General features: G+C 41.1%; 15 protein-coding genes. 4 read left to right on the forward strand and 11 right to left on the reverse strand.

The features are described 5' to 3' along the window. Positions 1 to 22 precede the first annotated feature (22 nt). The 3 genes from LV83_RS18730 to metF are packed head-to-tail and all read left to right on the forward strand — an operon-like array spanning position 23 to position 4,726. Positions 23 to 1,075: a homocysteine S-methyltransferase family protein gene (locus LV83_RS18730; RefSeq protein WP_111613097.1), complete on the forward strand. Its 1,053-nt coding sequence runs from the start codon at positions 23 to 25 to the stop codon at positions 1,073 to 1,075. Between the two features lie 4 nt (positions 1,076 to 1,079). After that, positions 1,080 to 3,776 carry a methionine synthase gene (gene metH, locus LV83_RS18735; protein ID WP_111613098.1) on the forward strand — a complete coding sequence of 899 codons (2,697 nt, stop codon included), beginning with the start codon at positions 1,080 to 1,082 and terminating at the stop codon, positions 3,774 to 3,776. After that, on the forward strand, positions 3,773 to 4,726 hold the full coding sequence (gene metF / locus LV83_RS18740) for a methylenetetrahydrofolate reductase [NAD(P)H] (protein ID WP_111613099.1): 954 nt from the start codon (positions 3,773 to 3,775) through the stop codon (positions 4,724 to 4,726). Before metH ends, metF begins: the two co-directional genes overlap by 4 nt. Positions 4,727 to 4,799: 73 nt before the next feature. Here metF and LV83_RS18745 read toward each other — a convergent pair whose 3' ends face one another. Next, positions 4,800 to 5,321, reverse strand: a complete 522-nt coding sequence (locus tag LV83_RS18745) for a hypothetical protein (protein WP_111613100.1) — start codon at positions 5,319 to 5,321, stop codon at positions 4,800 to 4,802. Between the two features lie 312 nt (positions 5,322 to 5,633). Here LV83_RS18745 and LV83_RS18750 point away from each other — a divergent pair, with 312 nt between their 5' ends. Next, a complete protein-coding gene (locus LV83_RS18750) occupies positions 5,634 to 6,485 on the forward strand; it encodes a hydroxymethylglutaryl-CoA lyase (protein ID WP_111613140.1) in 852 nt (283 codons plus the stop codon). Positions 6,486 to 6,490: 5 nt separating this feature from the next. Here LV83_RS18750 and dprA read toward each other — a convergent pair whose 3' ends face one another. The 10 genes from dprA to LV83_RS18805 all read right to left on the reverse strand — a co-directional run bounded on the left by dprA (position 6,491) and on the right by LV83_RS18805 (position 16,533). Then, positions 6,491 to 7,609: a DNA-processing protein DprA gene (dprA, locus tag LV83_RS18755; RefSeq protein WP_111613101.1), complete on the reverse strand. Its 1,119-nt coding sequence runs from the start codon at positions 7,607 to 7,609 to the stop codon at positions 6,491 to 6,493. Then, entirely contained in the window at positions 7,590 to 7,943 is a 354-nt protein-coding gene (locus LV83_RS18760; RefSeq protein WP_111613102.1) for a MerR family transcriptional regulator, read from the reverse strand. The genes dprA and LV83_RS18760 overlap by 20 nt, the downstream gene beginning before the upstream one ends. A gap of 87 nt (positions 7,944 to 8,030) precedes the next feature. Further along, positions 8,031 to 8,735, reverse strand: a complete 705-nt coding sequence (locus LV83_RS18765; protein WP_111613103.1) for an RsmE family RNA methyltransferase — start codon at positions 8,733 to 8,735, stop codon at positions 8,031 to 8,033. A 76-nt stretch (positions 8,736 to 8,811) separates the two neighbouring features. Beyond that, a complete protein-coding gene (locus LV83_RS18770; protein WP_111613104.1) occupies positions 8,812 to 10,578 on the reverse strand; it encodes a DEAD/DEAH box helicase in 1,767 nt (588 codons plus the stop codon). A 418-nt stretch (positions 10,579 to 10,996) separates the two neighbouring features. Then, positions 10,997 to 11,788, reverse strand: a complete 792-nt coding sequence (locus tag LV83_RS18780; RefSeq protein WP_111613106.1) for a queuosine precursor transporter — start codon at positions 11,786 to 11,788, stop codon at positions 10,997 to 10,999. Further along, complete coding sequence (locus tag LV83_RS18785; RefSeq protein ID WP_111613107.1) at positions 11,785 to 12,702, reverse strand: ribonuclease Z; 918 nt, start codon at positions 12,700 to 12,702, stop codon at positions 11,785 to 11,787. Before LV83_RS18785 ends, LV83_RS18780 begins: the two co-directional genes overlap by 4 nt. Beyond that, positions 12,699 to 13,085, reverse strand: coding sequence for an STAS domain-containing protein (locus tag LV83_RS18790; protein ID WP_111613108.1), 387 nt, complete (start codon positions 13,083 to 13,085; stop codon positions 12,699 to 12,701). Before LV83_RS18790 ends, LV83_RS18785 begins: the two co-directional genes overlap by 4 nt. Positions 13,086 to 13,214: 129 nt before the next feature. Further along, positions 13,215 to 14,153: a phosphoribosylaminoimidazolesuccinocarboxamide synthase gene (locus LV83_RS18795; protein WP_111613109.1), complete on the reverse strand. Its 939-nt coding sequence runs from the start codon at positions 14,151 to 14,153 to the stop codon at positions 13,215 to 13,217. A gap of 59 nt (positions 14,154 to 14,212) precedes the next feature. After that, on the reverse strand, positions 14,213 to 15,298 hold the full coding sequence (locus LV83_RS18800) for a toxin-antitoxin system YwqK family antitoxin (protein WP_158530626.1): 1,086 nt from the start codon (positions 15,296 to 15,298) through the stop codon (positions 14,213 to 14,215). A gap of 56 nt (positions 15,299 to 15,354) precedes the next feature. Then, on the reverse strand, positions 15,355 to 16,533 hold the full coding sequence (locus tag LV83_RS18805; protein WP_111613141.1) for an acetyl-CoA C-acyltransferase: 1,179 nt from the start codon (positions 16,531 to 16,533) through the stop codon (positions 15,355 to 15,357). Positions 16,534 to 16,619 lie beyond the last annotated feature (86 nt).

Here is a 16,619-nt window from a genome sequence, read left to right on the forward strand (position 1 = left end):
TTTTGAACAACAAAAAAATAGTATGCAAAACAGAACGGAATCCCTACTTCAGCAACTTTCGCAGCGTATTTTAATACTCGATGGAGCCATGGGTACCATGATTCAACGATACACCTTGACTGAGGAAGATTTTAGAACGCCTGAATTAGCAGATCATCCCAAATCTTTGAAGGGAAATAATGACTTGCTATCTCTGAGCAAACCTCAGATTATCAAAAATATTCATGCTGAATATTTCAAGGCTGGAGCTGATATTATAGAGACGAATACTTTTTCTGCTACTACAATTGCTCAGGCTGATTATGACCTTTCGCATTTAGCGTATACGATCAATTTTGAATCAGCAAAGCTAGCCCGTGAGGTAGCAGACGAATTCACAGCTCAGAACCCTACTAAACCTCGATTTGTAGCTGGTGCCATTGGACCTACCAATAGAACGGCTTCCCTTTCCCCGGACGTAAATGATCCAGGCTATCGAGCGATCACCTTTGATCAGCTAGCGGAAGCATATGCTGAGCAGGTGAGAGGATTGCTAGCTGGTGGAGCAGATATCATTTTGGTGGAGACGATTTTTGATACCTTGAATGCGAAAGCAGCGCTGTATGCCATCCAGGATGTTTACGAAGAGCGGAATATTCCTTTGGATCCAAAAGAAGGCGGAATCCCAATCATGATTTCTGGAACAATCACTGATGCATCCGGAAGAACACTTTCTGGTCAGACTACAGAAGCATTTTTGATCTCAATTTCACATGTGCCTTTACTTTCAGTAGGTTTAAATTGTGCACTGGGTGCGAAAGAGTTGAGGCCGTATTTGAAAGTGCTGGCAAACAAGGCCCCTTTCTTTGTGAGTGCATATCCAAATGCAGGTTTACCGAATGAATTTGGTCAATACGATCAAGGAGCCAATGAAATGGCTGACCAAGTCAGAGACTTTTTGAAAGAAGGAATGCTAAATATCCTAGGTGGATGCTGTGGAACTACTCCTGAGCATATTTCCGCATTAGCACATATGGCTGCCAATTTTCAGCCTAGAAAATTACAAGAAGAAGAATTAGAAGAAACGTTGGACTGAGAAGATGGCAAGAACAAACTACATGAAACTTTCGGGCTTAGAGCCCCTGGTTTTCACACCCGAAATTAACTTTGTCAATGTAGGCGAGCGAACGAATATCACTGGTTCGAAGAAATTTGCCCGATTGATTCTAAATGGAAATTACGATGAGGCGCTGGAAGTAGCCTTGGATCAAGTTAGAGGTGGAGCACAGGTGCTAGACGTCTGTATGGATGAAGGAATGCTTGACGGGGAATTTGCGATGGTCAAATTTCTTAATCTGATCGCTTCAGAGCCTGAGATTTCCAGAATTCCGATCATGATCGATAGTTCGAAATGGAAGATTATCGTCGCGGGATTGAAGTGTGTGCAGGGCAAAGGAATTGTGAATTCTATTTCTCTCAAGAATGGTGAGGAAGAATTTATACAGCAAGCCAAGACCGTTAAGAAATTTGGCGCTGCTGTGGTGGTGATGGCTTTTGATGAAGATGGACAAGCGGATACCTACGAAAGAAGAATTGAGATTTGCGAGAGAAGCTACAGGATACTTGTTGATCAGGTAAAGTTTAACCCTCAGGATATCATTTTTGATCCGAATATTTTTCCGGTTGCTACTGGGATGGACGAGCATCGGAAAAATGCTTTAGACTTTTTCAATGCAACCAAATGGATAAAAGCAAATCTTCCTGGTGCCAAAGTCAGCGGTGGAGTCAGTAATGTGAGTTTTTCTTTCAGAGGAAATAACCCAGTCAGAGAGGCAATGCATGCTGCATTTCTATACCATGCAATCAAAAGCGGTATGGACATGGGCATCGTGAACCCAACCATGTTGGAGATTTACGACGATATTCCAAAGGACCTGCTTGAAAGAGTGGAAGATGTGCTTTTTGATAGAAGAGAGGACGCTACTGAGCGTATGCTTGATTTTGCGGAAACTGTAAAGTCTGCCGATAAAAGGGAAGTGGTTAATGAAGCTTGGCGTTCTGATCCTGTGTCCAAACGAATGGAGCATGCCTTGGTAAAGGGGATTTTGGATTTTATCGTAGAGGATACTGAGGAAGCCAGACTTGAGCTGAAAAATCCGCTGAAAGTTATCGAAGGGCCCTTGATGGATGGGATGAATGTGGTAGGTGATCTATTTGGCGAGGGAAAAATGTTTCTTCCTCAAGTGGTGAAATCTGCCCGAGTAATGAAGAAAGCGGTGGCCTATTTAGAGCCATTTATGCCTTTACCTGAAGAAGGAGCTGAGGAGTCTTCCTTGAAAAAAATTCTTTTGGCTACTGTGAAAGGTGATGTTCATGATATTGGAAAGAATATAGTGGGAGTAGTTTTAGCATGTAATAGCTACCAAATTATCGATTTGGGAGTGATGGTGGATGCCCAGAAAATCATCGATGAAGCCGTAAAAAATAAGGTTGATATCATTGGACTCAGCGGATTGATCACACCTTCATTGGATGAGATGGTCAATGTGGCTTCTGAGATGGAGCGGCAGGGAATCAAAATCCCATTGCTCATAGGCGGTGCTACTACTTCAAGAATTCACACTGCAGTGAAAATCGATCCGGTATATAGTGGAACTGTAATCCATGTGATGGATGCTAGTAAGTCTGTTCCCATAGCTGGAGAGGCCATTTCTGAGGAAACGAAGGAAGCTTATAGAATCAAATACAAGGAAATATATGCTCAACTTCGAGTAGAGCATGAAGCTAAGCAATCTGTGAAGCAGCTGGTTTCTTATGAAGAAGCCAAAGCTAATCCAGTGGAAATTGACTGGAATTCATATTCTCCTGTTGTACCGAAGAAATTGGGACGCACAGTATTGAAAGATCTGGACTTAAATGTGCTAAGAAAGTACATAGACTGGACTCCATTTTTCAGTACCTGGATGCTTAGTGGGAAGTTTCCAAAGATATTCTCTGATCCTGTAGTCGGAGATGAAGCCAAGAAAGTCTTTGACGAAGCTAATGCAATGCTTGACAAAGCCATTGCAGAAAAATGGCTTTCAGCGAATGCTGTTTTTGGACTTTATCCTGTACAAAGATCGGAAGACGATGCAGTGGTATTTGATGAAACTGGAAATCAGACGGCATCCTTTCACTTTTTGCGCCAGCAAGGCAAAAAAGGAAAGGGAGTACCCAATCGCTCCTTAGCTGATTATTTGCATCCTTCCGAGAAAGATTATTTGGGATGTTTTGCGGTCACCTCAGGAATCGGAATGGAAAAGAAACTTGCCGAATTCCAGAAAGCAGGTGATGACTACAATGATATCATGTTCAAATCCATAGCAGACAGATTAGCTGAGGCTGCTGCTGAATACATCCATGAGCTTGTCCGAAAGGAATATTGGGGTTATGCCCCAGATGAGAATCTGGAAAATGACTCCTTGGTACGTGAAGAATACCTCGGAATCAGACCTGCGCCAGGCTATCCGGCTTGTCCTGAGCATTCGGAGAAGACCACGGTTTCACAGCTGTTGGATATGGAACAGGAAATTGGAATCGAACTGACTTCCAGTTTTGCTATGTATCCTACATCATCAGTTTCAGGATATTTCTTTGGACACCCAGAAAGTAAATACTTTGGCCTTGGAAAAATTGGAGAAGACCAAGTTGCCAGCTATGCTGAGCGAAAAGGTATTACACTCAAGGAAGCTGAGCGTTTATTATCTCCTAACCTTGCTTACCAACCTAATTTAACCCTAGTAGAACCTACTTCATGAAGATAACCGAACACTTAGGAAACGCGAAAGACACGCTTTTTTCCTTCGAAATATTACCTCCGCTAAAAGGGCAAAGTTTGAGAGAATTACTAGAAGGAATTGCTCCTTTGATGGATTTTAAGCCGCCTTTCGTAGATGTGACTTACCACAGAGAGGAGTTTATTTACAAAAAGCATCCGAATGGCTTACTGGAACGAGTGAGTACAAAAAAGCGTCCGGGTACAGTGGGCATTTGTGCTGCGATTATGAATAGATTCAAAGTCGATGCTGTGCCTCATTTGCTTTGTGGAGGGTTTACCAGAGAGGAAACAGAGAATGCTTTGATTGATCTCAATTTCATCGGTGTAGAAAACGTCCTAGCGCTTCGGGGTGATGCGCCAAAATCTTCGGGAAAGTTTATTCCTGAACCTGAAGGTCATTCTTATGCCTGTGAATTAGTGGAGCAGATCGTCCGTATGAATGAAGGAAGATATTTGCATGAGGAGACGGAGATTGGTTTTCAGACTGATTTCTGTGTGGGAGTAGCTGGCTATCCTGAGAAACACTTTGAGGCGCCGAGTCTTAAGTTTGACTTGAAGCGACTGAAAGAAAAAGTGGAGAAAGGTGCAGAGTATATCGTAACTCAGATGTTTTTTGATAATGCGAAGTACTTTGAGTTCGTAGACCAAGTTCGAGCTGCCGGGATTACAGTTCCCATCATTCCAGGAATTAAGCCTATCACGACTATTGGTCAGATTACCATGTTGCCAAGGACTTTCTTTTTGGATTTGCCTGATCCGCTTATGGATGAGTTGGAAAAGTGTAAAACAAATACAGAAGTCAAAGCAGTAGGTATTGAATGGTCAATTCAGCAGTGTAAGGAATTGGTGAAAAAGCAGGTGCCATCGCTACATTTCTACACCATGAGTAAAGCGGATACTACGTATAAAATTGCGAAGGAAATATTCTAGAATTAAAACTTAAAATATAAGCAAAAAGCCTTCTGAATTAATTTTCAGAAGGCTTTTTGGTAAATTGAAACTCTTAATCTTTTTGAAGTTTCAAAGAGATTTCTTCAAACTCTTTTTTGGTTTCATCGCTTAGCTTGTCAAAGTTTTTCTCCAGCCAATCTAAGCTTTCCTGAGTGGCATCTTCAATGTCCTCAGCTGTATTTTTGGTGCCTTTTTCTATATCAGCAGTAGTTTTGTCCCACCAAGTTTCCACATTGTCCATGTGCATCTCGGCAGTTCTTTCAAAGTTCTCAGATTCAGCTTTGGCATTTTTCACTATAGTTTCATAGCGCTCCTCGATCATTTCCAAGTTGTCATCTTCGACTTTCAAGTCCTCATAAACTTTTTCTGCTCTATTGTCCAAGCTATCGTATCGTTCATCGATAACTGACCAGTTGTGAACTGGAATTATTTTAACTGCAGTCTCTACGCTATCCACATAATTTTCAAGATTGGTAGTTACTTCTACACGATCTTGTTCAGTGTAGTTCTTCGTGTCACAGGAAAACATCGCCAACGCTGATGCTCCAATAATAAGTGTTGCTTTCGTTTTCATTTTAAGGTTGGTTTTGTTGTAAAAAGGTTGTTAGTGGTTATATACATTGCTTCAGTGTGCAATCCTTCTACCAACTTAAAAAGCATAAATTCAAAAAGTCAATAAAATGGCTTCTGTTCTATTTTTAGGCTGTTTTTAGGCTGTTTAAGCCAATAGTTTCAGATAATTTATCCTACTTATACTCCACAATTCATGAAAAAAATTTCCCAACCCTCCACATAATTTGCTTCTATTTTCCTCTTGAGTTGTGAAGAATGATACGCATCCGTTATGAATTTATTGGTATGGAGATCAAGTTGGATATCTTTGGGTATGATCAAGCTTATAGAATGTCCAAGAGACGCGATGCAGGGAATTCCAGATTTTATAGATACAGCCATCAAAGCAGCCTATATCAATCAACTTCTGGAAGTTGGGTTCGATACGGTTGATTTCGGGAGTTTTGTGAGCCCGAAAGCAATCCCACAGATGCGTGATACGGCAGAGGTGCTGAGTTTATTGGATTTGCACAATGCAAAGAGTAAGCTGCTGGCTATTGTAGCCAATGTAAGAGGGGCAGAAGATGCAATGCATTTCCCTGAAATTGATTACTTAGGTTTTCCACTTTCTGTATCGGAGACTTTTCAGAAAAGAAATACTAATGCAAGTATTCAACAGGCTTTAAATACGGTGGAAGAGATTCAAAATCTTTGCGAAGTAAAAGGCAAAACTTTGGTAACATACCTGAGTATGGGTTTTGGGAATCCCTATGGAGATCCTTATTCACCTGAAGTAATTGCTGAATTTGTTGAGAAATTAGATCAGTTAGGTGTGAAAATAATTTCCCTTTCCGATACGATAGGAGTGGCTGATCCAGAATTAATTACCAGCTTACTCAGTCTTCAGATTTCAGCCTTTCCTCATATTGAGTTTGGAGCGCATCTGCACAGTAAGGCAGAAGATATTGCAGCAAAAGTACTAGCGGGAGCTAAAGCTGGCTGTAGGAGATTTGACGGAGCGCTAAAGGGATTTGGCGGTTGCCCTATGGCAAAGGATGAGTTGGTGGGCAATATGGCTACTGAGGTTATGATTGAGGCTTTGGAAGCTGATGGTTTCGATCTTAAGCTCAATAAAGTGGAGTTTGGAGAGGCTATGAAGCTGGCGGGGTTTGTTTTTAATCCATAAAATAGCTAAACCAACAACCTATACTTTTTCCCCGGCAACGATTTCACAATCCCTTCAAATTCTAATGCTAGAAGTTTTGAGGATAGTAGCCCCAACGGTATTTCGGTGGAAATACTCAAAGAATCAATTTCCACATCGCCTTTTTCCTGTAAGAGCTTAAGGATTTCTTGCTCATCTTCATCCCGATTTGTTAAATCAAAACTAGGCTTCTGAGTTTTGACTTCTCCCGGTTTGCTCCAAAAAAGTGCTTCAGCAATGTCGTTTGGCCCAGTATATATATTGGCTTTCATTTTCTTGATCAGCAAGTTGCAACCCTCGCTGTATTGGGATTGAAGGTTTCCAGGGACTGCAAAGACATCTTTATCATAACTATAGGCTATCTCAGCCGTGATCAATGCTCCACCTTTTTCAGCCGCTTCGACTACGATCAGGGCATCGGAAAGACTGGCTATAATTCGATTTCTAGCAGGGAAGTTACCTGGAACCATCGTGCTTCCTGGGGCATACTCACTAATCAACCCACCTGTTTCTAGTATAGATTCTGCCGTTTTTCTATGAACAGCTGGGTAAATCCGGTCAATAGGGGAGCCCATTACAGCAATTGTTGGTAAGCCTACTGCTAAAGCGGCTCTATGTGCTTCAATGTCTATCCCGTAGGCCAAACCGGAGATTATCGCAGGTTGATAAATAGCGAGGTCTTCGATGATTTTGCGAGTGGCAGATTTACCATAGCTTGTTGCGCTGCGTGTACCGACGACGCCCACAGTTCGATCAAAGTTCAGGTTGGTTTTCCCTTGTGCAAATATCACAACAGGGCTATCTTCCTGTTGCTTGAATCGCTGCGGAAAGTGTGGATGGATTGAACTTAGTATATCGAAATTTCTTTTTTGGCACTCCTTGATCAAATCATCAGCTTTTCTGAGAAGCTCGTTTTCTTGATTTCGTAATGCAAGAAGTTTTTCACCGACTTTGGGAGTCTTGGCAACCTTTCCTCTTGGTAGTTGGAAAAAATTAGTTGCAGAACCTGAATAGGCTATAATGGCTTTGAATACGCTAGGACCAATTTTTGGAGCTAGGGATAATGCGAGAAGATATCTTAGATCCTCATGAGCCTGATTTTGCATTGAATTCGTCCCGAATATTTATTAAAAAATCTCTGATTTCCTGAAGCTTCTGCACTGCCTGAACCTTATCAAATCCTTGCTCTTTGCCGGCTTTGATCACTTCCTGAGCGCCCTGAAGCGTGTACCCTTTTTCTTTTACCAAATGATAGATGTACTTGATCTTCTGGATATCAACCTTGGTATAGCGACGATTGCCCTTTCTATCTTTCTTTGGACGAATAATATCAAACTCACCTTCCCAGTATCTTATCAAAGAAGGTGCAACCTTGAACATTTGTGCTACTTCCCCGATGGAGTGGTATTTCTTTTCTATTTCTCGCTCTTTGTACGGCACGGTAAAAATATCTTTAGCTCTAAATTAATGAAAATGCGATAGGTTCTTCAACAAGAACTTTTACTCAACAAGAAAAAAACGATTATTTTATCGATTTAGTGTTTGTAGCATCTGAACTGCTGCAAGTCCGGCAGTCTCAGTACGCAATCTTGCTTTACCCAAAGATACTGGCTTAAACCCTGCCTCAAAAGCTTTTTCAATTTCGATTGGGTCAAAATCACCTTCTGGGCCTATTAAAATCAGGTATTTTCCATTTGGCTCTGCACTGTCAAATAAGTGATGATCATGGTGCTCATCCACATAAGCAATGAATTTCTGATAGCCTTCAAATTCTCCAGGATCTAGAACCTCATCTAGTTTGGAAATCGGGTGAAGCGTTGGGACTCGATACTTCAAACTTTGTTTGCATGCAGAAATGATCTTTTTCTCCAGTCGATCGGTCTTGAGATAACTCCTTTCAGAATTCATAGTTTCTAAAAGTGTCAGTTCATGGAAACCTAATTCTGTGATTTTCTCCACCATCCATTCCATCCGATCTGGGCTTTTGGTTGGAGCGATTGCAAGGTGGATGTGGAATGGTTCTTTCTCTACCTCGGTGGTTTTAATAACTTTTAGGCTGGTTTTTTTTGGGTTTGCCTCTATGATCACACATTCGAAAAGTGTCCCTTCTCCATTCGTGACAAAAACTTGATCTCCTTGCTTTTTGCGAAGCACCCGACAGAGATGCTTTGACTCGTCAGGCTCCAAACTGATCAGAGGAGGAGAAATATTTTCTTGAAAAAAAAGCTGCATATGAAAATCTCTAAGACACAAAAAAAGCACATTTCCTTAGAAATGTGCCTTAGTATCATATAAACCTTATAACCTATTATCCTTTTGATACTTCCATGCTGACAGACTTGCCTTTGATGGTATTATTCTTCATTCCGTTGATCACTTGATCCGCATCTTTAGAAGGAACATCCACAAAAGAGAAGTTGTCATAGATATCGATTCCACCGATGCTACGTCCTGGTACACCAGTCTCGCCTGCAATTGCTCCTACGATATCATTTGGTCTGATTCTATCTTTTTTACCTAGATTCAAGAATAAACGAGTCATGTTCGCTTCACGAGCTCTCTCAGGTCTTTTACCTCCGTCTCTAGATCCACCTTCACGACTTCCGAATTCTCTTCTTCTCTCTCCGCCTCGCTCACTTCTTACTCCTCTTTCGAATCTTCCACCTCTTTCGAATCTTGCACCACGTTCGCCTCTTCCGCCGTCACGTCCACCTTCTCTTCTTCTGTCTCCTCCGTAAGTATCGATGCTGAAGTTCTGCTCGCTCATTTCTTTCACTGAGTCGCCCATTACTAATTTCATCAAACCTACAGCTACCTGATCAATCGTAAGACCTTCAGCAAGCATTTGTCCGATAGTAGCTTCGAAAAGTTGATTATCTTCTGATTTCTCAATTTGTTCTGTTACGCTTTTTACGAATTGAGCTTTTTTCAATTCAATCAAATCAGCTGCAGAAGGAGGGGACATCTTCGTGATAGTAGCTTTGGTATATCTTTCCAAATCTCTCATTTTGAAGTTGTCTCTTCTTCCTGTTACGAAGTTGATTGCTTTACCGTCTCTACCTGCACGGCCGGTACGACCGATACGGTGAACATAATATTCTTCGTCTAAAGGAAGGTCGAAGTTGAATACAGCTTCAACATTATCTACGTCAATTCCTCTTGCAGCTACGTCAGTTGCAACTAGTACTTTGCAATGCCCCTTACGGAACTTACCCATTACTTTGTCACGCTGAGCTTGAGAAAGGTCACCGTGCAATGCATCAGCAGCGATTCCTCTGGCGATCAAACCTTCAGTAACCTCATCTACCATTCTCTTAGTATTACAGAATACTACGCTTAGGTTGATGTTATGAACGTTCATCAAACGAGCCATCAATTCCAATTTTAATGGATTCTTAACCTCGTAATATGTTTGCTCAATATTAGAAACAGTCAATTCCTTCTTATCGATTTTTACAATCTCAGGATTTGTCTGATATTTTCTAGTCAAGTCCATGATAGGCTTGGCCATTGTAGCTGAGAAGAAAACAGTTTGTCTCTCTTCTGGCATCTCTTGAAGGATAGCTTCGATATCATCTCTGAAACCCATGTCCAGCATCTCATCAGCCTCATCCAATACTAGGATGCCAACTGAATCAAGCTTCAATGTGCCACGGTTGATGTGATCTTGTACACGACCTGGAGTACCTACGACGATCTGAACTCCTTTGCGAAGCACTCTGATCTGACGGTCGATAGATTCACCACCATATATGGCAACAGAATTAATCTGTCTGTGATATTTAGCAAGTTTTTGGATTTCTCCTTCTACCTGCACAGCAAGTTCACGGGTAGGGCAAAGAATGATTGCTTGAGGCTTGTTGAAATCCGAATCGACAAGGTCGATAATAGGAATAGCAAAAGCTGCTGTTTTACCTGTACCAGTTTGAGCCTGTCCGATGACATCTCTACCTTGTAGGATAAAAGGGATTGACTGTGATTGAATTGGGGAAGGTTGGGTATAGCCCATCTCTTCCACTGACTTAAGAATTTCCGCAGAAATTCCCAAGTCTGAGAACTTGAGTGTTTGATCCATGATGTTTCCTTAATTTCCCTGCCATTCGGTCCTAATAAATATCCCGACAAGCGACAGTAAGGAATTCACGGCACGAAAAATTGTTCTATGTCTTATTGACGGCACAAAAGTAAGATTAATTATTTTGAATACCAAACTGTTTCTGAAAGTATTTAGAATAATCTGTAAAAATTGAGTGTTTTGGGAGGTAAATATTTGGTTTAGAAGAGATAGAGAGGTTTTCTTGCGAATAAAAATTTGTTGCAAGTCGATTTTGTAATACTGATCGTGCCGTTGGCACTCTGAATAAAATACCCAATTTAATTTAACCCAGAATTTCATTCTGGGCTTTTACTGGTCTTGCCTTTGGCAAGAAAAGGGTGAAGTTTACACTATTTTAATCTTTCAATTTTGTAATCTTCCAATCTTCCAATCCCAATCAAAAAAAAGCCTTATTCTCACTGGCTTCCTCGATCATTTCCTCAGCAAGCTCTTTACCCAAATAGCGATCAATAACTCCATGCGCTAAATAAAGCAAAGGGGTGAGTACAATCGCCACGGTCATTTTGTAGATGTAATTCATGATGCCTACTGCTACAATTTGGCTCAAACTCCAGTTTCCAAATACATAGAAAGCAATTCCTAACACTACGAAAGAGTCAATGAACTGACTCACCAATGTAGATCCTGTCGCTCTCAACCAGATCTTATTTTCTCCGGTTACAGCCCGTAGCTTTTGAAATACATAGACATCAATCAACTGTCCAAGCAAGAATGCTGTCAATGATCCAATGATGATTCCAAGGCCTTGCCTGAAAATGGTATTGAAGGCGTAGCTGATATCAAAACTCTCTCCATCGGGAGTGGTTGCATTCACATCCAGCCAAAAATCCGCGGGTGTTAATGCTGTGACAACGCTAATAACTATAAATGCATAAGCAATCAGTCCGGCAGTCAAAAATGAAATTTTCTTTACGCCCTTTTTGCCAAAATACTCATTGATAATGTCAGTAGTAATAAATACTACTGGCCAGATTACTGCCCCAGCAGTGAGATTGAAGTCCAATAAGTATTCTCCAAAGAAAGTCCAGTTAACTGGATCAAAACCCAAAGTTTTCTCTGCTGAAAAAATCTTAACCCCTATGATTTCTGCTAAAATCGCATTGGTCAGGAAAATACTTCCTAGGATGATAAAAAGATTAGTCTTTCGGGAGTTTTGAGATTTGTTCATATAGCATAGGTCTGGCCTTCCTCACTCAAAATACTATTTGGAAAAACACTCTTGGCTTCCTCCAATAAAGGTTCAAGATGTACATATCTGGAGGAGAAATGTCCTAAAAGCAACTTCTTAACCTTACTTATTTTCGCTACTTCTGCTGCTTGCTTTGCTGTGCTGTGAAAAGTCGTAGCAGCCCTTTCGATATTGTCTTCCATAAAAGTAGATTCGTGATACAGTAAATCTACATTTTTCAAATATTGTTTCAATTCTGGGTTGAAAATGGTATCTGAGCAATAAGCATAAGTTCTTAAAGGCGGGAGTGGGTGTGTAAAGTCTTTTACTTTATAAAGGGTACCGTTTTCAGCTTTGAAATTTTGACCAGCTCGCAGTGACTGAATGGCCACAAGTGGCACTTCAGTCTGCAGAAGCTTTTCCTTAATCATGCTCCTCAAGCCATGTTTTTCTCTAATCAAAAAACCCGTGGTAGGCAGCCTGTGCTTAAGCGGAAAACTGTAAACCTCGTATCTATTATCTTCCAGGAGCAAATTCAGTCCATCGTCATGCGTTTCTACAAAATTTAGGGGGTAGGGGAGCTTGGTGTTGCTATATCTGAAATTGGTGGTAATAATTTCGTCCAGACCTTTGGGACCAAAAATAGTGAGTGGAGTAGTACGCTTTCCTAAACTGTAGCTGGACAGCAAGCCAATCAATCCGTAATAATGATCTCCATGCAGGTGAGAGATAAATATATTGTTGATTTTGGAGACTTTTATTTTAAAAGCACGGGCCTGTAGCTGCATGGCTTCTCCGCAATCAAGCAGTAAAAAATCCTGCCCAAATCTTACGACTTGGGCAGTATGATGTCTTCCATGCACAGGGATGGAAGAGGTGTTTCCTAATATGGTGACTTCAAAGTCCGGTATCAACCTTCCTCCTCTTCTTCCTCTTCTTCACCGCTTTCGATAGCATGCATGAAAATTGCCTCGCTTGCTTCTTCAAGAGAGCTCACCAAATTCAACTTTTTATCCAGCATGGATATTTTCAGCAGTTTCATTACGTGATCCTGTACGCCTGAAATGATGAAAACCCCACCGTTTTTGCCAAACTCACGATCTCCTACCAAAAGAGCGCTAAGCCCAGAAGAATCTACATATTTCACTTCGCTCAAATCTAAAACTAGATTTTCGAAGCCTTCAGCATGAATCGTCAACAATTCAGATTTTAAAACTGGTGCAAGTAATGAATCCAATTTCTCTTCCTGTGGGGTGAAGATAACGTACTGTTCTTTTTTATCAATTGAATATTTCATGTGTATGTTTTTTGTTTTTTTAAGGTCATCCCGATAGCTATCGGGAGGAATCTCGCTGGGTTTAATATTATCCCTCTATGTGTCCCTTGACACAGCTCGATTTCATATGTCTAAGTTATAATTGGTCTTTTAGCCTAAATGTGAAAGAATTGCCTTTTCGATTCTAGACTCTATTTCTGTTGTATTTGCTTTTTGGAATATTTCTCCAGTGATTTTTTCGAAGAGCTCAATATAGCGATCAGAGATGCTTTCTACAATTTCGTCAGTCATTTCAGGCACAGATTGTCCGTCCTTGCCTTGAAAACCATTCGAAATCAACCATTGTCTCACAAATTCCTTGGAAAGTTGTTTCTGGGCTATTCCCTTCGCCTGGTTTTCTTCGTAGGCATCTGCATAGAAATACCGGGAGGAATCCGGTGTGTGAATCTCGTCTATCAGAAGGATTTTATCTCCAACTTTCCCAAACTCATACTTCGTATCTACCAAAATTAAACCCATCTCATTGGCCATTTCCTGACCTCTTTGGAACAAAGCTCTGGTATATTTTTCTAACTGCACGTAATCTGTCTCACTGACTATTCCTTGTTTCAAAATCTCTTCTCTGGAAATGTCCTCGTCGTGACCTTCGTCCGCTTTGGTAGTAGGGGTGATGATTGGCTCCGGGAAAGGATCATTCTCACGCATGTGCTCTGGCATGGCTACGCCGCAAATCTCACGCTTACCTGCTTTGTGCTCTCTGGCTGCATGGCCAGACATATAGCCTCTGATGACCATTTCTACCTTAAAAGGCTCGCAACGCGTGCCAATCGTAACATTTGGGTCTGGTATAGAAGTTACCCAGTTGGGTACAATGTCAGAAGTAGCATTCAGGAATTTCGCAGCAATCTGATTCAAAACCTGCCCTTTAAAAGGAATCGGTTTTGGAAGTACCACATCAAATGCAGAGATCCTGTCAGATGCCACCACAACCAATTCTTTGTCAAACATATAGACATCGCGAACTTTACCTTTGTAAAATCCTTGCTGTCCGGGGAATTGAAAATGGGTTTCTTTGATTGCGTTACTCATCCTTTTATCGTTTGGGCAAAAATAGAAAAAGCTTTTCCTTTCTTCTCTTTCAAGATCTATTATTTATCGGTTTTGTTTCCGTTTTCGTAGGTTTCTGTTTTAATCAGATTCCCCTGTTCATCGAAAAACTCTCGCTTTCCATGCATTTTTCCAGCTTGGAAACGTCTGATTTCTTCCAAAGAACCATCTTCCCTATAAATCCTTACTTCTCCTTGTGCTTCATTATTTTGATAATTTATCCCAAAATAAACTTGCCCATTTTCGAAGTAGTTGATCTCCATCATGAGATTACCATTTTTATCAAAGGTCTTTTTCTGCTCAATTTCTCCAGAAGGATAGTACTTTTCGGTTGGTTGTAAAGGGATTCCTTTTTTGAAAACTGATTTTTCCCTCAACGTCCCATTTTCGTGAAAAGATAATAATTCACCATCCTCATACCCCTTTTTGTAATTTCCTCTTCTTTCTGGAGCTCCGTCTGGATAATTCAGTTCATAAACTCCATCCAACACCCCATCAGAATAATCTATGACAGATAATACTTGTCCATCTTCATAGTATTGAGTTTCCCTTCCGTCGAGGTCTCCATCGGAATAGGTAGCCGAAACCATCAGCTGTCCATTTTCATAAAATTCTTCGAAAAGGCCATCGTATCTCCCCGCAGAAAAATTCACTTTGGAGGCTGTCTTGCCAGATTCATAAAAAGTTTCGCTTAGCCCGTTTGGTTTATTCGCTGCAAAGGTAGTTTTGTCGCTAATCTGTCCAGATTCGTAATAAGTAATCACCTCGCCTTCTATCTGATTGTCTGAATAGGTGGATATCTGTTTTAGCTTTCCATTTGGGTAAAAGCTCTTTGAAACTCCTGATCTGATATTATCTACAAAGGGAGTAGTCCTCAAAGTGTCTCCGGTTTCAGGATCTAAGTCAGCAAAAATTCCATTGCGCTGACCGTCTTTTAATTCGCCGATTTGAATGAGTTTTCCTTCTTCGTCAAAACGCTTGATTTCTCCATTTGCCTCACCATTTATAGTAAAATATAATTCTTTGAGTATTGTTTCCTCCTCATCGTAGTAGGTCCGAATAGTGTCCTGACCAAAAGAAAAATTGGATACCAGGAGGAAAGCGACTAGCAGGAATAATTTGTTCATAGGTAAAAAGAAACCGCAGGAGAATTTTTCCTGCGGTAAGTGAAATTGTAATAAGATTACATCTTCTCTAAGACTATGGCAGAAGCTCCACCACCGCCATTGCATATACCAGCAACGCCGATTTTGCCATTTTTTTGATGTAATACCGAGTTTAAGGTGCTTATGATCCTAGCTCCTGATGCTCCAAGAGGATGGCCAAGGGAAACTGCTCCTCCAAAGACATTTACTCTGTCATTGTCAAGGTTCAACTCTTTCTGATTAGCCAAAGCAACTGCAGAGAAGGCTTCGTTTATTTCATAGAAATCAATGTCTTCAGTCTTCAACCCCGCATGCTGAATTGCTTTTGGGATGGCAAGGGCAGGAGCGGTAGTGAACCAAAGTGGATCTGTAGCTGCATCTGCAAAACCTCTGATTTTCGCTAGTGGCTTTAATCCTAATTCCTCTGCTTTTTCCTTGCTTACTAAAACCAATGCAGACGCCCCATCATTCATAGTGGAAGCATTCGCAGCGGTAACTGTCCCCTCTTTGTCGAATACTGGACGAAGGGAAGGTATTTTATCAAACATGACATTCTTATATTCCTCATCCTCATCGATGACGATTGTTTCACCTTTTCGGCCTTTCATTTCCACGGGCACTACTTCATCTTTAAAGTATCCTTTGGCCCAAGAATCGGCAGATCTTTGATAAGACTGAATAGCGTAGGCATCTTGAGCTTCGCGGGAAATGTTCATTTCTTTAGCAGTGTTATCAGCACAGTTACCCATCGGGAATTTGTAGTATACTTCGAAAAGTCCATCTTTCACCAAACCATCGACGAATTCTGCATTTCCATATTTGTAGCCAAATCTAGCTTTCGGGACATAGAAAGGTACATTGGACATGCTCTCCATGCCGCCAGCTACGACTACATCGTTGATTCCTAGCATAATGGATTGAGCACCAAACATCACTGCTTTCATTCCAGACGCGCACACCTTATTCACGGTGGTACAGGGAACATTGTAACCAATTCCGGCACCTATAGCTGCCTGACGGGCAGGGGCTTGACCAAGATTAGCGGAAATTACATTTCCCATAAAAACTTCCTGAACCGATTCTGATTTTACTCCTGCTTTTTCTAAGGCACCTTTGATAGCAGTGCTACCAAGTTCTATTGCTGTCAATCCAGCTAATTTCCCGCCAAAGCTACCCAAAGGGGTTCTAACGGCCGAAACAATATATACTTCTTTAATCATAGTTATTTGGGTTTAATTATTGTTTGGTGACCGATGTGGGATGTCCGGTGTATTGCTCATCGGTCATCCAACATCCAACATCG

Origin of the sequence: Algoriphagus yeomjeoni, assembly GCF_003259505.1 — a bacterium.
Taxonomy (GTDB): domain Bacteria; phylum Bacteroidota; class Bacteroidia; order Cytophagales; family Cyclobacteriaceae; genus Algoriphagus; species Algoriphagus yeomjeoni.

Bases quoted from the DNA above. Each gene is read 5' to 3' on its own strand.
- LV83_RS18730 (WP_111613097.1), top strand. From the start codon at position 23: ATGCAAAACAGAACGGAATCCCTACTTCAGCAACTTTCGCAGCGTATT.
- metH (WP_111613098.1), top strand. From the start codon at position 1,080: ATGGCAAGAACAAACTACATGAAACTTTCGGGCTTAGAGCCCCTGGTT.
- metF (WP_111613099.1), top strand. From the start codon at position 3,773: ATGAAGATAACCGAACACTTAGGAAACGCGAAAGACACGCTTTTTTCC.
- LV83_RS18745 (WP_111613100.1), bottom strand. From the start codon at position 5,321: ATGAAAACGAAAGCAACACTTATTATTGGAGCATCAGCGTTGGCGATG.
- LV83_RS18750 (WP_111613140.1), top strand. From the start codon at position 5,634: ATGATCAAGCTTATAGAATGTCCAAGAGACGCGATGCAGGGAATTCCA.
- dprA (WP_111613101.1), bottom strand. From the start codon at position 7,609: ATGCAAAATCAGGCTCATGAGGATCTAAGATATCTTCTCGCATTATCC.
- LV83_RS18765 (WP_111613103.1), bottom strand. From the start codon at position 8,735: ATGCAGCTTTTTTTTCAAGAAAATATTTCTCCTCCTCTGATCAGTTTG.
- LV83_RS18770 (WP_111613104.1), bottom strand. From the start codon at position 10,578: ATGGATCAAACACTCAAGTTCTCAGACTTGGGAATTTCTGCGGAAATT.
- LV83_RS18780 (WP_111613106.1), bottom strand. From the start codon at position 11,788: ATGAACAAATCTCAAAACTCCCGAAAGACTAATCTTTTTATCATCCTA.
- LV83_RS18790 (WP_111613108.1), bottom strand. From the start codon at position 13,085: ATGAAATATTCAATTGATAAAAAAGAACAGTACGTTATCTTCACCCCA.
- LV83_RS18795 (WP_111613109.1), bottom strand. From the start codon at position 14,153: ATGAGTAACGCAATCAAAGAAACCCATTTTCAATTCCCCGGACAGCAA.
- LV83_RS18800 (WP_158530626.1), bottom strand. From the start codon at position 15,298: ATGAACAAATTATTCCTGCTAGTCGCTTTCCTCCTGGTATCCAATTTT.